Below are 19,161 nucleotides of genomic sequence, written 5' to 3'. Positions count from 1 at the left end.
TATAAAAGGCCCCGAGGGGCCTTTTTTTACGGTTTTAACCAACGATCCAGCCATGGGAAAACCACATCTTGCTGTTCTTGATAAAAGACATGCCCCAATGTGGGCCAATTGCGGGTCACTAATCGCGATTCAGCATGCTGCGAACGCCAAATAGCATGCACTTTGTTATATGCCTGCTGCACGGCATCCGGCGGAAATAACTTATCTTTACCGCCATTAAAAAGTAGCATCGGCTTTGGGGCGGCTAAACTGGCAACATCTGGGAAATCTAACTTATTGGCGATGCCAGGATGCAGCATGTAAAAAGCAGATTGCCCACGCAGCACATTATTACCCGGTGTCATCAGGCCTTGATAGTTACCAAACCAGGATATAGCAGCCGTCGCAGCCACCTTATCTGACAATGCCGCCAATTGCCAAGCACGGTAGGCCCCCATCGAAAAACCAAGAGCACCAATGCGTTGCGGGTTAACCGACGGCATTGTCGCCAGAAAATCAACAGTTCGCATATCCTCATAAGCCATGGTTCCCGCTAATGAGCGACCAAGATTAAAGAAATTACTGGCTAAAGCTTGTTGCTGCTCATAACTTATGGGGCCTCTATCACCCCAGCCAATAGCATCAATGGCAAGCACCACATAGCCACGCTTTGCTAATTCATCACCAATAAACTTACCGCTGAAGAATTTATCCGACCATGCCTGCGCGGAGGCGAGCTGCGCACTATCCCCCCATGGACGAATCATTTTCTCTTTGCCAATATCGAACTTGGAGCCATGGTCATGCAGTAAGACAATTGCCGGATGCAGCCCCTTACTCTTTGGCGTTAATAACAACCCCTGAACCCGGCTTTCATCCGTGATATTGAATACAATTTTTTCAGCAACATAGCTGCCACGGTCTTGCTGATCTATTTTTTCTGCAAAGAATCCGATTGTTGAGTCGGGAGTGAGCAATGCTTGTCTGAGGATTTTTTTGGTATCACTTTTCCACAGAGCAAAGTCAGTATATTTTCCTGCCAACCATGAGCTTTGGTAGGTCATTTGCTGTTTAAGCTGAGGATAAAACACCGGCAAGTTATTTTCAGTAATAGCCACTTTTTGGTATGTCACAGGGCTTGACTGAGCTGTTGTGCAGCTAAGTGCCGCGACCAATATGGCGGTATATGCAAAAAGACCAGCATTCATTTAAACCTCAATAATCAAAACATTGTTTCAATTTTTTGGATTCAATGATTCTAAGGGAATAAAGCTTTTTTTCTGTGGGCGAGGTTATAAAAATGGCAGAAAACTTAACGCGGCAGACATAAAAAAAGCCCTCTGCACAGCAGAAGGCTTCTCTTTCTCATATCCCGCACATAGCAAAAACCCCACGCTTTTGGCATGGGGTCTTTACTTGATTTGATGCCTGGCAGTGTCCTACTCTCGCATGGGGAGACCCCACACTACCATCGGCGCTACGGCGTTTCACTTCTGAGTTCGGCATGGGTTCAGGTGGTCCCACCGCGCTATGGCCGCCAGGCAAATTCTGTTTTAATCAACCCGCTCCATGATAATCATCACGCAGCCAGTTAATCCAATCTGTAAACATCGCTGAAAATCAAATTCTCTCTAAAACACCTTCGGTGTTGTAAGGTTAAGCCTCACGGATCATTAGTACTGGTTAGCTCAATGCATCGCTGCACTTACACACCCAGCCTATCAACGTCATAGTCTTTAACGTTCCTTCAGGGGGCTTAAAGCCCCAGGGAAGACTCATCTCGAGGCAAGTTTCCCGCTTAGATGCTTTCAGCGGTTATCTCTTCCGAATTTAGCTACCGGGCAATGCCATTGGCATGACAACCCGAACACCAGTGATTCGTCCACTCCGGTCCTCTCGTACTAGGAGCAGCCCCTCTCAATCTTCCAACGCCCACGGCAGATAGGGACCGAACTGTCTCACGACGTTCTAAACCCAGCTCGCGTACCACTTTAAATGGCGAACAGCCATACCCTTGGGACCTACTTCAGCCCCAGGATGTGATGAGCCGACATCGAGGTGCCAAACACCGCCGTCGATATGAACTCTTGGGCGGTATCAGCCTGTTATCCCCGGAGTACCTTTTATCCGTTGAGCGATGGCCCTTCCATTCAGAACCACCGGATCACTAAGACCTACTTTCGTACCTGCTCGAGCCGTCACTCTCGCAGTCAAGCTAGCTTATGCCTTTGCACTAACCTCACGATGTCCGACCGTGATTAGCTAACCTTCGTGCTCCTCCGTTACTCTTTGGGAGGAGACCGCCCCAGTCAAACTACCCACCAGACACTGTCCTCACCCCAGATTATGGGGCCGAGTTAGAACATCAAACATTAAAGGGTGGTATTTCAAGGTTGGCTCCACGCAGACTGGCGTCCACGCTTCGATGCCTCCCACCTATCCTACACATCAAGGCTCAATGTTCAGTGTCAAGCTATAGTAAAGGTTCACGGGGTCTTTCCGTCTTGCCGCGGGTACACTGCATCTTCACAGCGAGTTCAATTTCACTGAGTCTCGGGTGGAGACAGCCTGGCCATCATTACGCCATTCGTGCAGGTCGGAACTTACCCGACAAGGAATTTCGCTACCTTAGGACCGTTATAGTTACGGCCGCCGTTTACTGGGGCTTCGATCAAGAGCTTCGCCTTGCGGCTGACCCCATCAATTAACCTTCCAGCACCGGGCAGGCGTCACACCGTATACGTCCACTTTCGTGTTTGCACAGTGCTGTGTTTTTATTAAACAGTTGCAGCCAGCTGGTATCTTCGACTGGCTTCGGCGCCGAGAGCAAGTCTCTTTACCTAATGCCAGCGTGCCTTCTCCCGAAGTTACGGCACCATTTTGCCTAGTTCCTTCACCCGAGTTCTCTCAAGCGCCTGAGTATTCTCTACCTGACCACCTGTGTCGGTTTGGGGTACGATTTAATGTTACCTGATGCTTAGAGGCTTTTCCTGGAAGCTTGGCATCAACTACTTCACCACCGTAGTGGCTCGTCATCACACCTCAGCGTTGATAAGCAACCGGATTTACCAAGTCACTCCGCCTACATGCTTAAACCGGGACAACCGTCGCCCGGCTAGCCTAGCCTTCTCCGTCCCCCCTTCGCAGTAACACCAAGTACAGGAATATTAACCTGTTTCCCATCGACTACGCTTTTCAGCCTCGCCTTAGGGGTCGACTCACCCTGCCCCGATTAACGTTGGACAGGAACCCTTGGTCTTCCGGCGTGCGGGCTTTTCACCCGCATTATCGTTACTTATGTCAGCATTCGCACTTCTGATACCTCCAGCAAACCTCACAGTTCACCTTCAACGGCTTACAGAACGCTCCCCTACCCAACAACGCCTAAGCGTCGCTGCCGCAGCTTCGGTGCATGGTTTAGCCCCGTTACATCTTCCGCGCAGGCCGACTCGACCAGTGAGCTATTACGCTTTCTTTAAATGATGGCTGCTTCTAAGCCAACATCCTGGCTGTCTATGCCTTCCCACATCGTTTCCCACTTAACCATGACTTTGGGACCTTAGCTGGCGGTCTGGGTTGTTTCCCTCTTCACGACGGACGTTAGCACCCGCCGTGTGTCTCCCGTGATAACATTCTTCGGTATTCGGAGTTTGCATCGGTTTGGTAAGCCGGGATGGCCCCCTAGCCGAAACAGTGCTCTACCCCCGAAGATGAGTTCACGAGGCGCTACCTAAATAGCTTTCGGGGAGAACCAGCTATCTCCCGGTTTGATTGGCCTTTCACCCCCAGCCACAAGTCATCCGCTAATTTTTCAACATTAGTCGGTTCGGTCCTCCAGTTAGTGTTACCCAACCTTCAACCTGCCCATGGCTAGATCACCGGGTTTCGGGTCTATACCTTGCAACTAGACGCCCAGTTAAGACTCGGTTTCCCTACGGCTCCCCTATTCGGTTAACCTTGCTACAAAATATAAGTCGCTGACCCATTATACAAAAGGTACGCAGTCACACCACGAAGGTGCTCCCACTGCTTGTACGTACACGGTTTCAGGTTCTATTTCACTCCCCTCGCCGGGGTTCTTTTCGCCTTTCCCTCACGGTACTGGTTCACTATCGGTCAGTCAGGAGTATTTAGCCTTGGAGGATGGTCCCCCCATATTCAGACAGGATGTCACGTGTCCCGCCCTACTCATCGAGTTCACAGCAAGTGTATTTTTGTGTACGGGACTATCACCCTGTACCGTGCGACTTTCCAGACGCTTCCACTAACACACAAACTGATTCAGACTCTGGGCTCCTCCCCGTTCGCTCGCCGCTACTGGGGGAATCTCGGTTGATTTCTTTTCCTCGGGGTACTTAGATGTTTCAGTTCCCCCGGTTCGCCTTGCATGGCTATGTATTCACCATGCAATAGTGCAACGAATTGCACTGGGTTTCCCCATTCGGGTATCGTCGGTTGTAACGGTTCATATCACCTTACCGACGCTTTTCGCAGATTAGCACGCCCTTCATCGCCTCTGACTGCCTAGGCATCCACCGTGTACGCTTAGTCGCTTAACCTCACAACCCGAAGGTGTCTTTCGACATCGTCGCATTGCGATTATTTGAGAGACTCTATGACAGGTTAATCCTTATCTCAGCACTTCTACGGAGAGATAAGTTTCAGCTGTCATGTTTCAATTTTCAGCTTGTTCCAGATTGTTAAAGAGCAATATCTTAAACACGACTTGTTAAAGTCATCTTTAAGTTATTTTCAGTTCATAAAGAACCGGTTGATAATGTCTTTCACACATTATCGGAGTGGCGTCCCCAAGGGGATTCGAACCCCTGTTACAGCCGTGAAAGGGCAGTGTCCTAGGCCTCTAGACGATGGGGACACAGGAAATTCCGACTAAATGATAAAATCTTAATCGTTTCTTGTGTCATTGTGAGTCAATACTCACAACATCAACAGGTGCTCTTGCTCGTTTACTTTCTATCAGACAATCTGTGTGGACACTGCGCAATGCGTATCTTTAGGTAAGGAGGTGATCCAACCGCAGGTTCCCCTACGGTTACCTTGTTACGACTTCACCCCAGTCATGAATCACAAAGTGGTAAGCGCCCTCCCGAAGGTTAAGCTACCTACTTCTTTTGCAACCCACTCCCATGGTGTGACGGGCGGTGTGTACAAGGCCCGGGAACGTATTCACCGTAGCATTCTGATCTACGATTACTAGCGATTCCGACTTCATGGAGTCGAGTTGCAGACTCCAATCCGGACTACGACAGACTTTATGTGGTCCGCTTGCTCTCGCGAGTTCGCTTCACTTTGTATCTGCCATTGTAGCACGTGTGTAGCCCTACTCGTAAGGGCCATGATGACTTGACGTCATCCCCACCTTCCTCCGGTTTATCACCGGCAGTCTCCTTTGAGTTCCCACCATTACGTGCTGGCAACAAAGGATAAGGGTTGCGCTCGTTGCGGGACTTAACCCAACATTTCACAACACGAGCTGACGACAGCCATGCAGCACCTGTCTCACAGTTCCCGAAGGCACCGAAGCATCTCTGCTAAGTTCTGTGGATGTCAAGAGTAGGTAAGGTTCTTCGCGTTGCATCGAATTAAACCACATGCTCCACCGCTTGTGCGGGCCCCCGTCAATTCATTTGAGTTTTAACCTTGCGGCCGTACTCCCCAGGCGGTCGACTTAACGCGTTAGCTCCGGAAGCCACGCCTCAAGGGCACAACCTCCAAGTCGACATCGTTTACAGCGTGGACTACCAGGGTATCTAATCCTGTTTGCTCCCCACGCTTTCGCACCTGAGCGTCAGTCTTTGTCCAGGGGGCCGCCTTCGCCACCGGTATTCCTCCAGATCTCTACGCATTTCACCGCTACACCTGGAATTCTACCCCCCTCTACAAGACTCTAGCTTGCCAGTTTCAAATGCAGTTCCCACGTTAAGCGCGGGGATTTCACATCTGACTTAACAAACCGCCTGCGTGCGCTTTACGCCCAGTAATTCCGATTAACGCTTGCACCCTCCGTATTACCGCGGCTGCTGGCACGGAGTTAGCCGGTGCTTCTTCTGCGAGTAACGTCAATCACAAAGGTTATTAACCTTTATGCCTTCCTCCTCGCTGAAAGTGCTTTACAACCCGAAGGCCTTCTTCACACACGCGGCATGGCTGCATCAGGCTTGCGCCCATTGTGCAATATTCCCCACTGCTGCCTCCCGTAGGAGTCTGGACCGTGTCTCAGTTCCAGTGTGGCTGGTCATCCTCTCAGACCAGCTAGGGATCGTCGCCTAGGTGAGCCGTTACCCCACCTACTAGCTAATCCCATCTGGGCACATCCGATGGCGTGAGGCCCGAAGGTCCCCCACTTTGGTCCGAAGACGTCATGCGGTATTAGCTACCGTTTCCAGTAGTTATCCCCCTCCATCAGGCAGTTTCCCAGACATTACTCACCCGTCCGCCGCTCGCCGGCAAAGTAGCAAGCTACTTCCCGCTGCCGCTCGACTTGCATGTGTTAGGCCTGCCGCCAGCGTTCAATCTGAGCCATGATCAAACTCTTCAATTTAAGATTTGTTTGATTTGCCATCGAAATGGCGATGCTCAAAGATTACTTTCTGCAAATATGCATTCGAACCGAAGTTCAAATGTGTACTGCTTTGGTCACTCTTCAAGACTTTGATTATTTCTGCCTGCCGAAACAGGCTTTGATATCGTCTTGCGAGTGCCCACACAGATTGTCTGATAAATTGTTAAAGAGCAGTGCGTTAGCAACCCGTGGTTGGTAACGCGAGGTGCGCATATTACGCTTTCCTCATTCAGAGTCAACTACTAATTTCGTTGAATTTCTCTGTTCTCTTTGCCGGTCACTTAACTACTTGATTCGTTGTGTGCCGTCTCGATGGATGCGCATTATAGGGAGTTCTCCGCCGCCCGCAACCGCTAATTTCAATAAAAATGACTGTTTGCTGCATTCCACAGCAAAACCCCGCCTTATACCCGGTTGTACACAAACTTATCCACAGATTAAATCTGATCTCAAAATTGACGAGCATCGCGCAATCGTTTTCGCTACAATTCCCCGCGTTGAAAAACGTAACCTCATTGGCAAAGTTGGGACGTTATCTGAATCTGTTCTTCTCTTTATAGCGCTATATAGATAGAAGAGATCCACGTAACGCTCTATTAATTGATTGTGAAGAACAACTGCGACTCCAAAGCCAAGGGATAAAACCATGCAACAACGCCGCCCAATCCGCCGCGCCCTACTCAGTGTCTCTGATAAAGCCGGGATCATCGAATTCGCCACTGCACTTTCACAACGTGGTATCGAGTTACTTTCCACGGGTGGGACTGCCCGTCTGCTGGCTGATGCTGGTTTGCCAGTCACGGAAGTTTCAGACTACACCGGTTTTCCGGAAATGATGGACGGCCGCGTTAAGACTTTGCATCCCAAAGTGCATGGCGGCATTTTAGGCCGCCGCGGTCAGGATGACGGCATCATGGCCCAACATGACATTCAGCCAATTGATATTGTGGTCGTGAACTTATATCCATTCGCTCAGACGGTAGCCCGCCCTGATTGTTCACTGGAAGATGCGGTTGAGAATATCGATATCGGTGGCCCAACCATGGTGCGCTCCGCCGCCAAGAACCATAAAGATGTTGCCATTGTGGTTAAGAGCCGTGATTATCCGGCCATTATTGCCGAGCTTGATGAGAATGACGGCTCACTGACTTATCCCACCCGTTTCGACCTGGCGATTAAAGCTTTCGAACACACCGCCGCTTATGACAGCATGATTGCCAACTACTTCGGCGCGCTGGTGCCACCTTATTATGGTGACACTGAACAACCTTCAGGCCGCTTCCCCCGCACTCTGAATCTTAACTATATTAAGAAGCAAGATATGCGCTACGGTGAAAACAGCCACCAGCATGCCGCCTTCTATATAGAAGAAGATGTGAAAGAAGCCTCCGTGGCCACTGCACAACAATTGCAGGGCAAGGCACTGTCCTATAACAACATTGCCGATACCGATGCGGCACTTGAGTGTGTAAAAGAATTTAGCGAACCCGCGTGTGTGATTGTCAAGCATGCCAACCCATGCGGCGTGGCGATTGCTGATTCCCTACTGGCGGCTTATGACAAAGCCTATAAAACGGACCCAACATCAGCTTTCGGCGGCATTATCGCCTTTAACCGTGAGCTGGATGCCGCAACCGCCAGTGCCATTATCAGCCGCCAGTTTGTTGAAGTGATTATTGCCCCCTCAGTCAGTGCTGAAGCCCTGGCGCTGCTAGCCGCCAAACAGAATGTCCGCGTGCTGACTTGTGGCCAGTGGCAAGCCCGCACTGCCGGTCTGGACTTCAAGCGCGTTAATGGCGGTTTGTTGGTGCAAGACCGCGATTTGGGTATGGTGATCGCCGCAGACCTGCGCGTGGTATCCAAACGCCAGCCCACCGAGCAAGAACTGCGCGATGCGCTGTTCTGCTGGAAAGTGGCTAAGTTCGTTAAATCCAACGCCATTGTTTATGCGCGCGACAATATGACTATCGGCATAGGCGCAGGCCAAATGAGCCGCGTGTATTCCGCTAAAATAGCGGGCATCAAAGCGGCCGACGAAGGTTTGCAGGTGGCGGGTTCCGCCATGGCCTCTGATGCTTTCTTCCCGTTCCGCGATGGTATTGATGCTGCGGCAGCCGTGGGCATCACTTGCGTCATCCAGCCGGGCGGCTCAATTCGTGATGATGAAGTTATTGCTGCCGCGGATGAACACGGTATTGCTATGATCTTCACCGACATGCGCCATTTCCGTCATTAATTAAACCGCTTAACGGAGTCATTCAAATGAATATTTTAATTATTGGTAATGGCGGGCGTGAGCATGCGCTGGGCTGGAAAGCTGCGCAGTCACCTTTAGCGGATAAAATTTATGTCGCGCCAGGTAATGCTGGTACGGCGCTGGAGCCAACCCTCGAGAATGTGGATATCGCCGCCACCGATGTCGCGGGTTTGCTGGCTTTTGCGCAGAGCCACGATATCGGCTTAACCATCGTTGGCCCAGAAGCACCGCTGGTTATCGGTGTGGTTGATGCTTTTCGCGCGGCTGGCCTGACCATCTTTGGTCCGACGCAAGCGGCAGCGCAATTAGAGGGGTCCAAGGCTTTCACCAAGGATTTCTTGGCTCGCCACCATATTCCCACCGCGTTTTACCAAAACTTTACCGAGGTAGCACCGGCTTTAGCCTATGTTCGCAAGATTGGCGCGCCAATAGTGATTAAGGCCGATGGTTTGGCTGCCGGTAAAGGCGTGATTGTCGCCATGACACTGGAAGAGGCGGAAACTGCGGTGCATGACATGTTGGCGGGCAATGCATTTGGTGATGCTGGCCATCGTATCGTGGTGGAAGAGTTCTTAGAGGGTGAAGAAGCCAGTTTTATTGTCATGGTTGACGGCAAAAACGTGTTGCCGATGGCCACCAGCCAAGACCATAAACGTGTTGGTGATGGTGATAGCGGCCCGAATACTGGCGGCATGGGGGCTTATTCCCCGGCACCAGTGGTGACTGATGAAGTTCATCAGCGCGTCATGGACCAGGTCATCTGGCCAACCGTGCGCGGTATGGCGGCGGAAGGCAATGTGTATACCGGCTTCCTCTATGCCGGCTTGATGATTTCTGCTGATGGGCAACCCAAAGTCATTGAATTCAACTGCCGCTTTGGTGATCCAGAAACTCAACCCATCATGCTGCGGATGCGTTCAGACTTGGTTGAGCTCTGTCTCGCCGGGGCACAGGGCAAGTTGAATGAGAAAACCTCCGAGTGGGATGAACGCCCGTCACTGGGTGTGGTGCTGGCCGCCGGTGGTTATCCGGCTGATTATCGCCAAGGTGATGTTATTCATGGCTTACCCCAGCAAGAAGTGACTGACGGGAAAGTATTCCACGCCGGCACCAAGCTGGATGACCAGCATAATGTTGTCACTAGCGGGGGGCGCGTATTGTGTGTCACGGCACTCGGTGCCACTGTCGCTCAAGCACAGCAACATGCCTATCAACTTGCTGAGAGTATTCAGTGGGATGGCGCTTTCTGCCGTAAAGATATTGGCTATCGGGCGATTGCGCGCGGAAAATAACTCGCGCTAGAGATAAAAACTATCACTTTCAAAGGGTACAGTGCGCTGTGCCCTTTATATTGATATTACAAACTGCCCGCGCTAGGTTCCCAGCGGCAAAAGTCCTGATTAGCCACCAATAATAATTGCTGACCTTCCGGTGAATCCAACCACGCGACCCCTAAAGCTTCTGCACTGTTTGCGCCGCGTTTGCTTAACCATGCTTGCGCATTATCATCCAGACTCAGGCGTAACGTTTTCCCAGCACAGGTCGTCACTATGCCGTCCTGCCAACGCCCCTGAATTAAGCTGATTTTGCCAGCACGCAGTGCGCTGCTCAACTCGAGAATTCGCTTGGCTTCCAATTGATAAACCGCAATATTATCCGCAGAGAGTTGCTCGCGCCGTGTTGCCAACTGGCGTTGCATAAAACTCACCTGCCCTTGCTCATCAAAACGTAATTCAACACTTTGTGGCGCCAAGCCCAAGTCATTGCGCCGGATTTCCCGTAACACACCATTTTGATATTCGTAGAAAGTCACGCGGGTGTTATCCCCAGAATAGGGGCTGTAGACACTCATCAGCACTTGTGGTTGCTGCTGTGCATTATCCTGACGCCACAAGCGAACCACGCCGCTATCTGCGATATAGCCGCTGGCACTGAATTGGGGAGGGCTGGAATGATTGCTACAGGCGCTGAGACCTAAGGCTAAACCGAGGGACATCAGCACCCGCCGCATAAACAAAAGGGGCTTTGCCACCCCCCTGTCTATTATTTTCACTGACACACTATTATTTAACAGAGTCTTTCAGTGCTTTACCAGAAACAAACGCTGGCACATTAGCTGCAGCAATTTTGATTTCTTTACCGGTTTGTGGGTTGCGGCCAGTGCGCTCATTACGATGGTTTACTTTGAAAGTACCGAAACCAACCAATTGTACTGGATCACCGTCTTTCAGAGATTCGGTAATTGCCGCCAGTGTGGACTCCAGAGCAGCTTTTGCTTGTGCTTTAGAAAGGTCCGCTTTGTCCGCAATTACGTCAATCAGTTGAGTCTTATTCATAAGTTATCCTTACAGTGTGTTTATCGTTTGCAAAGCATCAAGTGCGACGGATATGCCGATTGACAGCACTCTCCTGCATACACGCACCGATAGCCACTTTTTTTCGCCCCCCAAATGTAGAACAGACAGGGGGCAGATGTGAAGCCTTAAGACGTGACAAATCAGGCGTTAAATCACGTTTTCTTGCCTTATTGCGTTAAATTTATGCCAATGTTACTTACAGCCGCTTCCCGTAGGTCAGATCGTAACCCTTTAATCAGATCAAGGTCGCGCTCTTCGCAGTCTGCTAACAAGCGGAAAATCTCCCATTGGATATCCCACTCTTCTTCAATTGCGGGCAAGATTTTCAGCTCTTCATCGGTCATTTCTTTACCGGCTAATGTCATTTCTAACATCGCAACAGTGCGGATTGACGTCTCACTGATAGCAATGGCGTGTTCTAATGTTTCACCACTCAAACGCGAATGAATAGCTTCACTCAATGCAATACACGCATCAATAGCCGGATATACGCCGTAGATAGCATAGTCATCAGCGGAGGGAATTGCCTCTTCCAATTTCTCTAACTGGCTATCAAAATTGACCTTAGCGTCTTTGACCACCAATGTTTCCCAGATAAGATCCAGAATACGTCGGTAAACGGCCGGGTCACCGAACTCGGTCTCCAGACAAAATTGCTGATAGTTGGGATACATCCGCTCGCACAGGCAGGCCATGAAAGTCAGGTGTTGCCAACTCTCCAGCTTTTCGAGACGTAGATGAATCGGATTACGTATCATGATGAGTTCTCATTATTCATTATCTGCGCGGCAGTGTACCCGAAATTAAATCATATCCCTATGTTTGCCAAGAAAATCAGGATTTTTCCATATCCAACGCTGAAATTGCGGGCGGTTTGATGCGATAGCATCCGCCCAACGAGTGGGTTCCGGCAAGCGATAACCCGCCATACAGTGCTGAACCCACGCCAATGCACTGCCAACACTCACTCGGTGACCGGGTGAAATGAACAGCGGGTTACAACGCGCTTTACTGCGCCATACCCACCCAAGCTGTTCGTCCGCATCAACTAATGGCTGTAATGCGCCATTCTCGTGGCCTAATGGCTCAAAGTGCCCGCATAGGCGGCTTTTGGCAACACCAATGGTCGGGACATCAACCAGCAAGCCAAAATGGCTGGCAACCCCTAAACGGCGGGGATGTGCAATGCCCTGTCCATCGACAAAAACCAAATCAGGCCGCTGCTGTAGCTGCTGCCAGGCGGCTAATAATGCAGGATATTCACGAAAAGAAAGTAAACCGGGGATATACGGCAATGCAGTTGCGACTCGAGCAACCTGATACTCCACTAGCTCAAGCGAAGGGTAACGTAAGATAGCGATAGCAGCCCGGGTGACCTCCCCTTGCTGCTCAAAACCTACATCCGCCCCCGCAATAAAGCGCACGGAGCTGCTAGCAATATCATCTTGAAGACGCACTTCAGATGCCCGTTGCCGCTGTTCTGCCCGTAGCGCTTGCGTATCAATCATCAGTCTAGTTGCTCGCTAACTTATTGATGATACGGTTTGGATAAATGATGCACCGCATTAACAAAAGCCCCCGCATGCTCTGGTGGAACATCCTGATGAATGCCGTGGCCCAGATTAAAGACATGCCCCTCACCCTGACCGAAACTGGCCAGAATCGTGCCGACTTCCTGTTCAATCCGCGCCGGTGGTGCATAAAGGATGGAGGGGTCCATATTACCTTGCAGAGCAACTTTAGCGCCCACACGATGGCGTGCATCAGCAATATCCGTAGTCCAATCCAGCCCCAAAGCATCACAGCCGGTCGCCGCCATCGCCTCCAGCCATTGCCCACCACCTTTGGTGAACAAAGTCACTGGCACCCGCCGCCCGTCATTTTCACGGATCAGGCCGTCGACGATTTTATGCATGTAATTCAAGGAGAATTCGAGATAATCACGACCAGTCAGAACGCCGCCCCAAGTATCAAAGATCATCACGGATTGCGCACCCGCTTTAATTTGAGCATTGAGATACAAAATCACACTGTCGGCCAGTTTATCCAGCAACAGATGCAAAGTTTGTGGCTCGGCATACATCATTTTCTTCAGTTTAGTGAAGGCCTTGCTACTACCGCCCTCGACCATATAGGTCGCCAGTGTCCACGGGCTGCCGGAGAAACCGATTAATGGCACCGCTCCTGCCAATTCACGGCGAATGGTTCTTACCGCATTCATAACATAACCCAATTCTTGTTCAGGATCGGGAATCGGCAGTTTTTCAACATCAGCACGGCAGGTGATTGGCGAGTGGAAACGCGGGCCTTCGCCGGTTTCAAAGTAAAGCCCCAGCCCCATGGCATCAGGAATGGTCAGAATGTCGGAAAATAAAATCGCCGCATCCAGCGGATAACGACGCAGTGGCTGCATCGTCACTTCACAGGCCAGCTCTGCATTTTTGCACAGCGACATAAAATCCCCGGCAATAGCACGGGTGGCTTTATATTCTGGCAAATAGCGGCCGGCTTGGCGCATCATCCACACCGGCGTGACATCTACCGGCTGGCGCAATAACGCACGCAGATAACGATCGTTTTTCAACTCATTCATGACAAAGCTCCTTGATTATCTGCCCGCATTGTAGCATGCCCGATAATACTTTCCTGCGGGGGCTAAAGAGGGTTTTTAGCTATTGGCTGGCATCTTCCCGCTCTTCACGACATAAAACAACGGTATCTTCAATCAATCGGCGTGCCACGGTGCCTGGCGGCGGCAGCAAGGGTAATTGGTCATAGCGATACCAACCGGCATTTAGCAGCTCCTTAGGATCATGGCGCAGCTCACCGCTGGCATACTCCGCCATAAACGCCATCATCAGTGAATGCGGGAATGGCCACGGCTGCGATGTCACATAACGCAGGTTTTTAATGTGGATATTACTTTCTTCCAACACTTCACGGGACACCGCCTGCTCCAGTGTTTCGCCCACTTCGACAAACCCGGCCAATACGGTGTTAATGCCACCGCGATGACGAACATGCTGCGCCAATAAAATTTCATCGCCACGGCGAATGGCCACAATCACGCAAGGGGCAATTTGCGGATAATAACGTTCACGACAGTGATTACACAGGCAGGCCCATTCAGTGCGGCTGGCATGCATTTGATGGCCACAATAGCCACAATAGCGGTGAGATCGGTAAAACTCCGCTAATTGCACCCCACGCCCCGCTAATTGGAACAAGCCGCGATCGACATCCAGTAATTGTCGTACTGATCCCATGTCGGTGGACATCTGTTGGCGAATAAGCCAAACATCCTGCCCTTGCCATTCACCAATCTGTCTGGCGGTTGCGCCCTGTAATGACCAATTGGCGGCATGACCTTGCGGCAATTCCCCTTTTGGTAGCCATAATTTGTTTTCATGACTGACAATCCACCAGCCACTTTCTTTACCTGTAAGTTGTAGTTCCATATCGTTGTTGCACAACCTCGACTTCACTGGCAATCTAGAATCCGGCTTGTTACATTTTTGTAACCCATATTAATGTATTCTTACACATGGAGTCGCTCATGCTAAACCGACTGGAAAGCCTGACTCAACGCGTTGGCGGCAGTAATGAATTAATTGATCAATGGCTTCATGCACGTAAAGAACTGCTCGTTTCGTATTGCACAGTGATCGGTATTAAGCCGCAAAAAGAAAAGCATACCCCGCTTAATGAGAAAGCGCTGGAGAACTTTTGCTATAACCTGGTGGATTATCTCTCCTCCGGGCATTTTCATATCTACGATAGAATTATCAAACAGGTAGAAGGGGCGTCCAGCCCAAAAATGGCGCTGACGACCAAAGTGTATCCCGCGTTAAAAAATAACACTCAAACTATCATGGCATTTCATGATCGTTATACAAACATTGAGATAGACCAAGATAGCTGCACTGAGTTTCAACAGGCTTTATCCGATATCGGCGAAGCACTCGATGCCAGATTCAGGCTAGAAGATCAATTAATTCAATGGGCCGCCGAGTCATGGCAAGCCGCTCAGCCAGTGGGGCAAGCAGGCCAGGTCAAATAACCCACATCAGCACGGGCTTGTAGTTTTAATTCAACCTCGTATAGTAAGGGCTCTTGTCGGAGTGCCTAGCACCTGCTTTCTTAGGGAAGCAAACGCAGGCTGAGACCGTTAATTCGGGATCCGCGGAACCTGATCGGGTTAATACCCGCGAAGGGAACAAGAGTAATTTATCGCTACAGGCCCGTCCTCCCCTTACCGGTGGCGGCCGTTCACTGGCAAACATCGTTACTCCCGCCAAGCTCCAGACAAGCAATTTTCCCTATAAACCACACTGGTAGGAATTTGCTATGTCTAAAAATATTGCTCAAAACTCATCACCCGCGCGTCAAGTTACCCCACGAAAACAAGTGCGCGCCGAAGCACAACAATTTATCGACACCCTGCAAGGGGTGACTTTCCCCAACTCGCGACGTATTTATCTGCAAGGCTCGCGCCCCGATATTCAAGTTCCGATGCGCGAGATCCAGCTCAGCCCGACATTGATCGGCGGCAGCAAAGACACGCCGAGTTATGAAGATAACCAAGCAATTCCGGTTTATGACACCTCCGGCCCTTATGGCGACCCGAGCGCTAAACTGGATGTCCATGCCGGCTTACCCAAGTTGCGCACAAGTTGGATAGCCGACCGGCAGGATACCGAGGCGCTGACCAGCCTCAGCTCGGGCTTTACTCAGCAACGTTTGGCTGATGAGGGTTTGGATCATTTACGTTTTGAGCATTTGCCTCGCCCGCAAAAAGCCATTAATGGCAAATGCGTGACTCAATTGCATTACGCCAGAGCCGGTAAAGTGACGCCGGAGATGGAATTTATCGCCATTCGCGAAAATATGGGCCGTGAGCGGATTCGCGGTGAAGTCTTACGCCACCAGCATCCCGGGCAAGCCTTTGGTGCTAACTTGCCGGAAAACATCACGCCGGAGTTTGTTCGCCAAGAAGTGGCGGCTGGTCGGGCCATAATTCCCGCCAATATTAACCACCCTGAATCTGAGCCGATGATTATTGGTCGCAACTTTTTGGTGAAAGTGAACGCCAACATTGGTAACTCAGCGGTGACATCCTCCATTGAAGAAGAAGTGGAAAAGCTGGTGTGGTCTACCCGCTGGGGCGCAGATACCGTGATGGATTTGTCCACCGGCCGCTATATTCATGAAACTCGTGAATGGATTTTGCGTAACAGTCCGGTCCCTATCGGCACCGTGCCCATCTATCAGGCGCTGGAGAAAGTCAATGGCGTGGCGGAGAACCTGAGCTGGGAGATATCCCGCGATACCTTGTTAGAACAAGCCGAGCAAGGGGTTGATTACTTTACGATTCATGCGGGCGTGTTGCTGCGTTATGTGCCGATGACCGCCAAACGGCTCACCGGAATTGTCTCCCGTGGTGGGTCAATTATGGCGAAATGGTGCCTCTCCCATCATCAGGAAAACTTCCTCTACCAGCACTTTCGCGAGATTTGCCAAATTTGCGCCGCCTATGATGTTTCATTATCACTCGGTGATGGTCTGCGTCCTGGATCTATTCAGGATGCCAATGATGAAGCCCAATTTGCCGAGCTGCATACCCTCGGAGAATTGACCAAAATTGCCTGGGAGTATGACGTGCAGGTGATGATTGAAGGCCCGGGGCATGTGCCAATGCAGATGATTCGCCGCAACATGACCGAGGAGCTGGAGCATTGCCACGAAGCACCATTTTATACCTTAGGCCCATTGACCACAGATATTGCCCCCGGCTATGACCACTTCACCTCGGGTATTGGCGCCGCCATGATTGGCTGGTTTGGTTGCGCCATGCTGTGTTATGTCACCCCGAAAGAGCACCTTGGCCTACCCAACAAAGATGATGTAAAGCAAGGGCTTATCACTTATAAAATTGCTGCTCATGCGGCAGATCTGGCCAAGGGCCACCCCGGCGCACAGATCCGCGATAATGCCATGTCAAAAGCCCGCTTCGAATTCCGCTGGGAAGATCAGTTCAATTTGGCTCTTGATCCAGACACTGCGCGGGCTTATCACGATGAAACCCTGCCGCAAGAGTCCGGCAAAGTGGCGCATTTCTGCTCAATGTGTGGGCCGAAATTCTGCTCCATGAAGATTTCGCAGGAGGTGCGCGACTATGCGGCTAAGCAAGAATTGGCGGCAGCGCAAGAAACTGCGGCTCACCCCATTGAGATTTTACAATCCGGTATGGAGCAGATGTCAGCCGAGTTCCGCTCCCGTGGCAGTGAGCTATATCACCGCCCAGCCCATCTGACCACGGAGGCCAATAATGAACCCATCTGATAATGCTTCATTTTCTGCTGAACAAGGTTTCCCAATCACCAAGCAGCGCCTTGGGCTATATCCGGTTGTCGACTCATTGTTGTGGATAGAGCGGCTGCTGGCCGTGGGTGTGACCACCATTCAATTGCGCATTAAAGATTTAGCCGATGCACAAGTCGAACAAGATATTGCCGCCGCCATTGAACTGGGCAAACGTTATCAGGCGCGCTTATTTATCAATGATTATTGGCGGCTGGCCATTAAGCACGGCGCTTATGGTGTTCATCTGGGGCAGGAAGATCTGGAAGCCACTGATTTAGCTGCCATTCAGCGGGCCGGGTTGCGGCTCGGCGTCTCTACCCATGATGAGCATGAGCTGGCAATCGCCAAAGCAGTGCGGCCCTCTTATATTGCCATGGGGCATATATTCCCGACACAAACCAAGCAGATGCCGTCATCCCCCCAAGGGTTGGCAGTACTCAAGCAGATGGTCGATAACACCCCGGATTACCCCACCGTGGCTATCGGTGGCATCAGCATTGCGCGCGTCCCTGCGGTATTGGCCACCGGTGTCGGCAGTGTGGCGGTGGTCAGTGCCATAACTCAGGCTGATGATTGGCAGCAAGCCACCGCACAATTGCTGCACCTGATTGAGGGTAAGGAGCTGAGCGATGATAGACACGCCTGAACTGAGTGACAGTGAATTCTTGCGCTACAGCCGCCAATTGTTACTCGAAGATATTGGCCCAGCGGGTCAGTTGCAGCTAAAAAGTGCCAGTGTGCTGATGGTCGGACTCGGGGGGCTGGGTGCCCCGGCCGCGCTTTATCTGGCTGCCGCTGGCGTGGGCAAATTGTTATTGGCTGACGATGACTCGCTCGAGCTGACCAATTTGCAGCGCCAAATCTTGTATCGCAGCACCGACCTTAACCAGACCTCGGCCAGCAAAAATAAAGCCCGACTCGCACAGCACCATCTGCGAAGTCTCAATCCATTAATTGAAACTATCGTCGTTGATACGCGGTTAGTGGGTAAAGCATTGATTGATGCCGTCGCGGGCGTCGATTTAGTGCTGGATTGCAGTGACAACATGGAGACGCGCCATCAGGTGAATGCCGCCTGCATCAAAGCACAAAAACCCTTAATTAGCGGCAGTGCGGTGGGGTTCAGTGGCCAGTTGCTGGTGATTGAACCGCCCTATTCCCATGGTTGCTATGCCTGTCTTTATCCCGACAAAGAACTGCCACAGCGAAATTGCCGCACCGCCGGTGTATTGGGGCCGGTGGTGGGGGTGATTGGCACTTTGCAAGCACTGGAAGCCATCAAAATGTTAGCGGGATTGCCGTCGCCATTAAGCGGCAAACTGCGCTTATTTGATGGCAAACAACAGAGCTGGAGCACCTTACAACTTGTGCGGGCAGCACATTGCCCCGCCTGTGGAGGTGGATGGTGACGATAAACCATATGCACATTGTGCTCAATGACCAGCCATTCGTAGTAGAGGCCAATATCACTGCTGACAAGTTAGTCAATCAGTTAAATCGCCACCAGCCGGGGACGGCGCTGGCGGTGAATCAAGTCATCATCCCTCGAATTGACTGGGAAAAATGTCAATTACGCGAGGGAGATAACATTTTGCTATTCCAAGCAATTGCCGGGGGCTGAC

General features: G+C 51.1%; 14 protein-coding genes, 1 tRNA gene, 3 rRNA genes and 1 riboswitch. Of the genes, 7 read left to right on the top strand and 11 right to left on the bottom strand.

The features are described from left to right. Positions 1–26: 26 nt before the first annotated feature. The 5 genes from D5F51_RS01665 to D5F51_RS01645 all read right to left on the bottom strand — a co-directional run bounded on the left by D5F51_RS01665 (position 27) and on the right by D5F51_RS01645 (position 6,541). A complete protein-coding gene (locus D5F51_RS01665) occupies positions 27–1,187 on the bottom strand; it encodes a dienelactone hydrolase family protein (RefSeq protein ID WP_087769218.1) in 1,161 nt (386 codons plus the stop codon). Between the two features lie 218 nt (positions 1,188–1,405). Continuing rightward, a 5S ribosomal RNA gene (gene rrf / locus D5F51_RS01660) occupies positions 1,406–1,521 on the bottom strand. Positions 1,522–1,631: 110 nt separating this feature from the next. After that, positions 1,632–4,538, bottom strand: a 23S ribosomal RNA gene (locus tag D5F51_RS01655). Positions 4,539–4,779: 241 nt separating this feature from the next. Then, positions 4,780–4,855 (bottom strand) — tRNA-Glu (locus D5F51_RS01650). Positions 4,856–4,998: 143 nt separating this feature from the next. Further along, positions 4,999–6,541: ribosomal RNA gene (locus D5F51_RS01645) — 16S ribosomal RNA — on the bottom strand. The 16S, 23S and 5S rRNA genes sit together here with 1 tRNA gene alongside, the layout of an rRNA operon. A 667-nt stretch (positions 6,542–7,208) precedes the next feature. Between D5F51_RS01645 and purH the strand changes: the two genes are divergently transcribed. Together purH and purD are read left to right on the top strand one after the other, a co-directional pair. After that, positions 7,209–8,798 (top strand): bifunctional phosphoribosylaminoimidazolecarboxamide formyltransferase/IMP cyclohydrolase, encoded by a 1,590-nt coding sequence (purH, locus tag D5F51_RS01630; RefSeq protein WP_129195420.1) that lies wholly within the window; start codon positions 7,209–7,211, stop codon positions 8,796–8,798. 26 nt (positions 8,799–8,824) lie between these two features. Then, positions 8,825–10,111: a phosphoribosylamine--glycine ligase gene (gene purD / locus D5F51_RS01625; protein ID WP_129195419.1), complete on the top strand. Its 1,287-nt coding sequence runs from the start codon at positions 8,825–8,827 to the stop codon at positions 10,109–10,111. Between the two features lie 65 nt (positions 10,112–10,176). Here the strand turns inward: purD and D5F51_RS01620 are convergent, their stop codons facing one another. The 6 genes from D5F51_RS01620 to nudC form a co-directional block, all read right to left on the bottom strand. Beyond that, entirely contained in the window at positions 10,177–10,830 is a 654-nt protein-coding gene (locus D5F51_RS01620) for a DUF1481 domain-containing protein (protein ID WP_025379817.1), read from the bottom strand. Positions 10,831–10,882: 52 nt separating this feature from the next. Continuing rightward, a complete protein-coding gene (hupA, locus tag D5F51_RS01615) occupies positions 10,883–11,155 on the bottom strand; it encodes a nucleoid-associated protein HU-alpha (RefSeq protein WP_025379818.1) in 273 nt (90 codons plus the stop codon). Between the two features lie 188 nt (positions 11,156–11,343). Beyond that, complete coding sequence (locus D5F51_RS01610) at positions 11,344–11,934, bottom strand: YjaG family protein (protein WP_005166074.1); 591 nt, start codon at positions 11,932–11,934, stop codon at positions 11,344–11,346. A gap of 45 nt (positions 11,935–11,979) precedes the next feature. Next, the gene (gene nfi / locus D5F51_RS01605) at positions 11,980–12,684 is read right to left on the bottom strand and encodes a deoxyribonuclease V (RefSeq protein WP_129195418.1); all 705 of its coding nucleotides are present in this window, start codon (positions 12,682–12,684) and stop codon (positions 11,980–11,982) included. Between the two features lie 20 nt (positions 12,685–12,704). Continuing rightward, a complete protein-coding gene (hemE, locus tag D5F51_RS01600; RefSeq protein ID WP_129195417.1) occupies positions 12,705–13,769 on the bottom strand; it encodes a uroporphyrinogen decarboxylase in 1,065 nt (354 codons plus the stop codon). 79 nt (positions 13,770–13,848) lie between these two features. Next, on the bottom strand, positions 13,849–14,634 hold the full coding sequence (gene nudC, locus D5F51_RS01595) for an NAD(+) diphosphatase (protein WP_129195416.1): 786 nt from the start codon (positions 14,632–14,634) through the stop codon (positions 13,849–13,851). A gap of 98 nt (positions 14,635–14,732) precedes the next feature. Here nudC and rsd point away from each other — a divergent pair, with 98 nt between their 5' ends. The 5 genes from rsd to thiS all read left to right on the top strand — a co-directional run bounded on the left by rsd (position 14,733) and on the right by thiS (position 19,160). After that, entirely contained in the window at positions 14,733–15,236 is a 504-nt protein-coding gene (gene rsd / locus D5F51_RS01590) for a sigma D regulator (RefSeq protein ID WP_129195415.1), read from the top strand. A gap of 47 nt (positions 15,237–15,283) precedes the next feature. Further along, a riboswitch (TPP riboswitch) is annotated at positions 15,284–15,409 on the top strand. 114 nt (positions 15,410–15,523) lie between these two features. Beyond that, entirely contained in the window at positions 15,524–17,518 is a 1,995-nt protein-coding gene (gene thiC / locus D5F51_RS01585) for a phosphomethylpyrimidine synthase ThiC (RefSeq protein WP_162301667.1), read from the top strand. Then, the gene (gene thiE, locus D5F51_RS01580) at positions 17,505–18,185 is read left to right on the top strand and encodes a thiamine phosphate synthase (protein WP_162301666.1); all 681 of its coding nucleotides are present in this window, start codon (positions 17,505–17,507) and stop codon (positions 18,183–18,185) included. Before thiC ends, thiE begins: the two co-directional genes overlap by 14 nt. Next, complete coding sequence (locus D5F51_RS01575; RefSeq protein WP_129195414.1) at positions 18,169–18,948, top strand: HesA/MoeB/ThiF family protein; 780 nt, start codon at positions 18,169–18,171, stop codon at positions 18,946–18,948. Before thiE ends, D5F51_RS01575 begins: the two co-directional genes overlap by 17 nt. Then, a complete protein-coding gene (gene thiS, locus D5F51_RS01570) occupies positions 18,942–19,160 on the top strand; it encodes a sulfur carrier protein ThiS (RefSeq protein WP_391592422.1) in 219 nt (72 codons plus the stop codon). The genes D5F51_RS01575 and thiS overlap by 7 nt, the downstream gene beginning before the upstream one ends. The last annotated feature ends 1 nt before the right edge of the window (position 19,161 follow it).

Origin of the sequence: Yersinia hibernica (assembly GCF_004124235.1) — a bacterium.
GTDB classification, from domain to species: Bacteria; Pseudomonadota; Gammaproteobacteria; order Enterobacterales; family Enterobacteriaceae; genus Yersinia; species Yersinia hibernica.
This window is presented reverse-complemented; position numbering and strand designations above follow the sequence as displayed.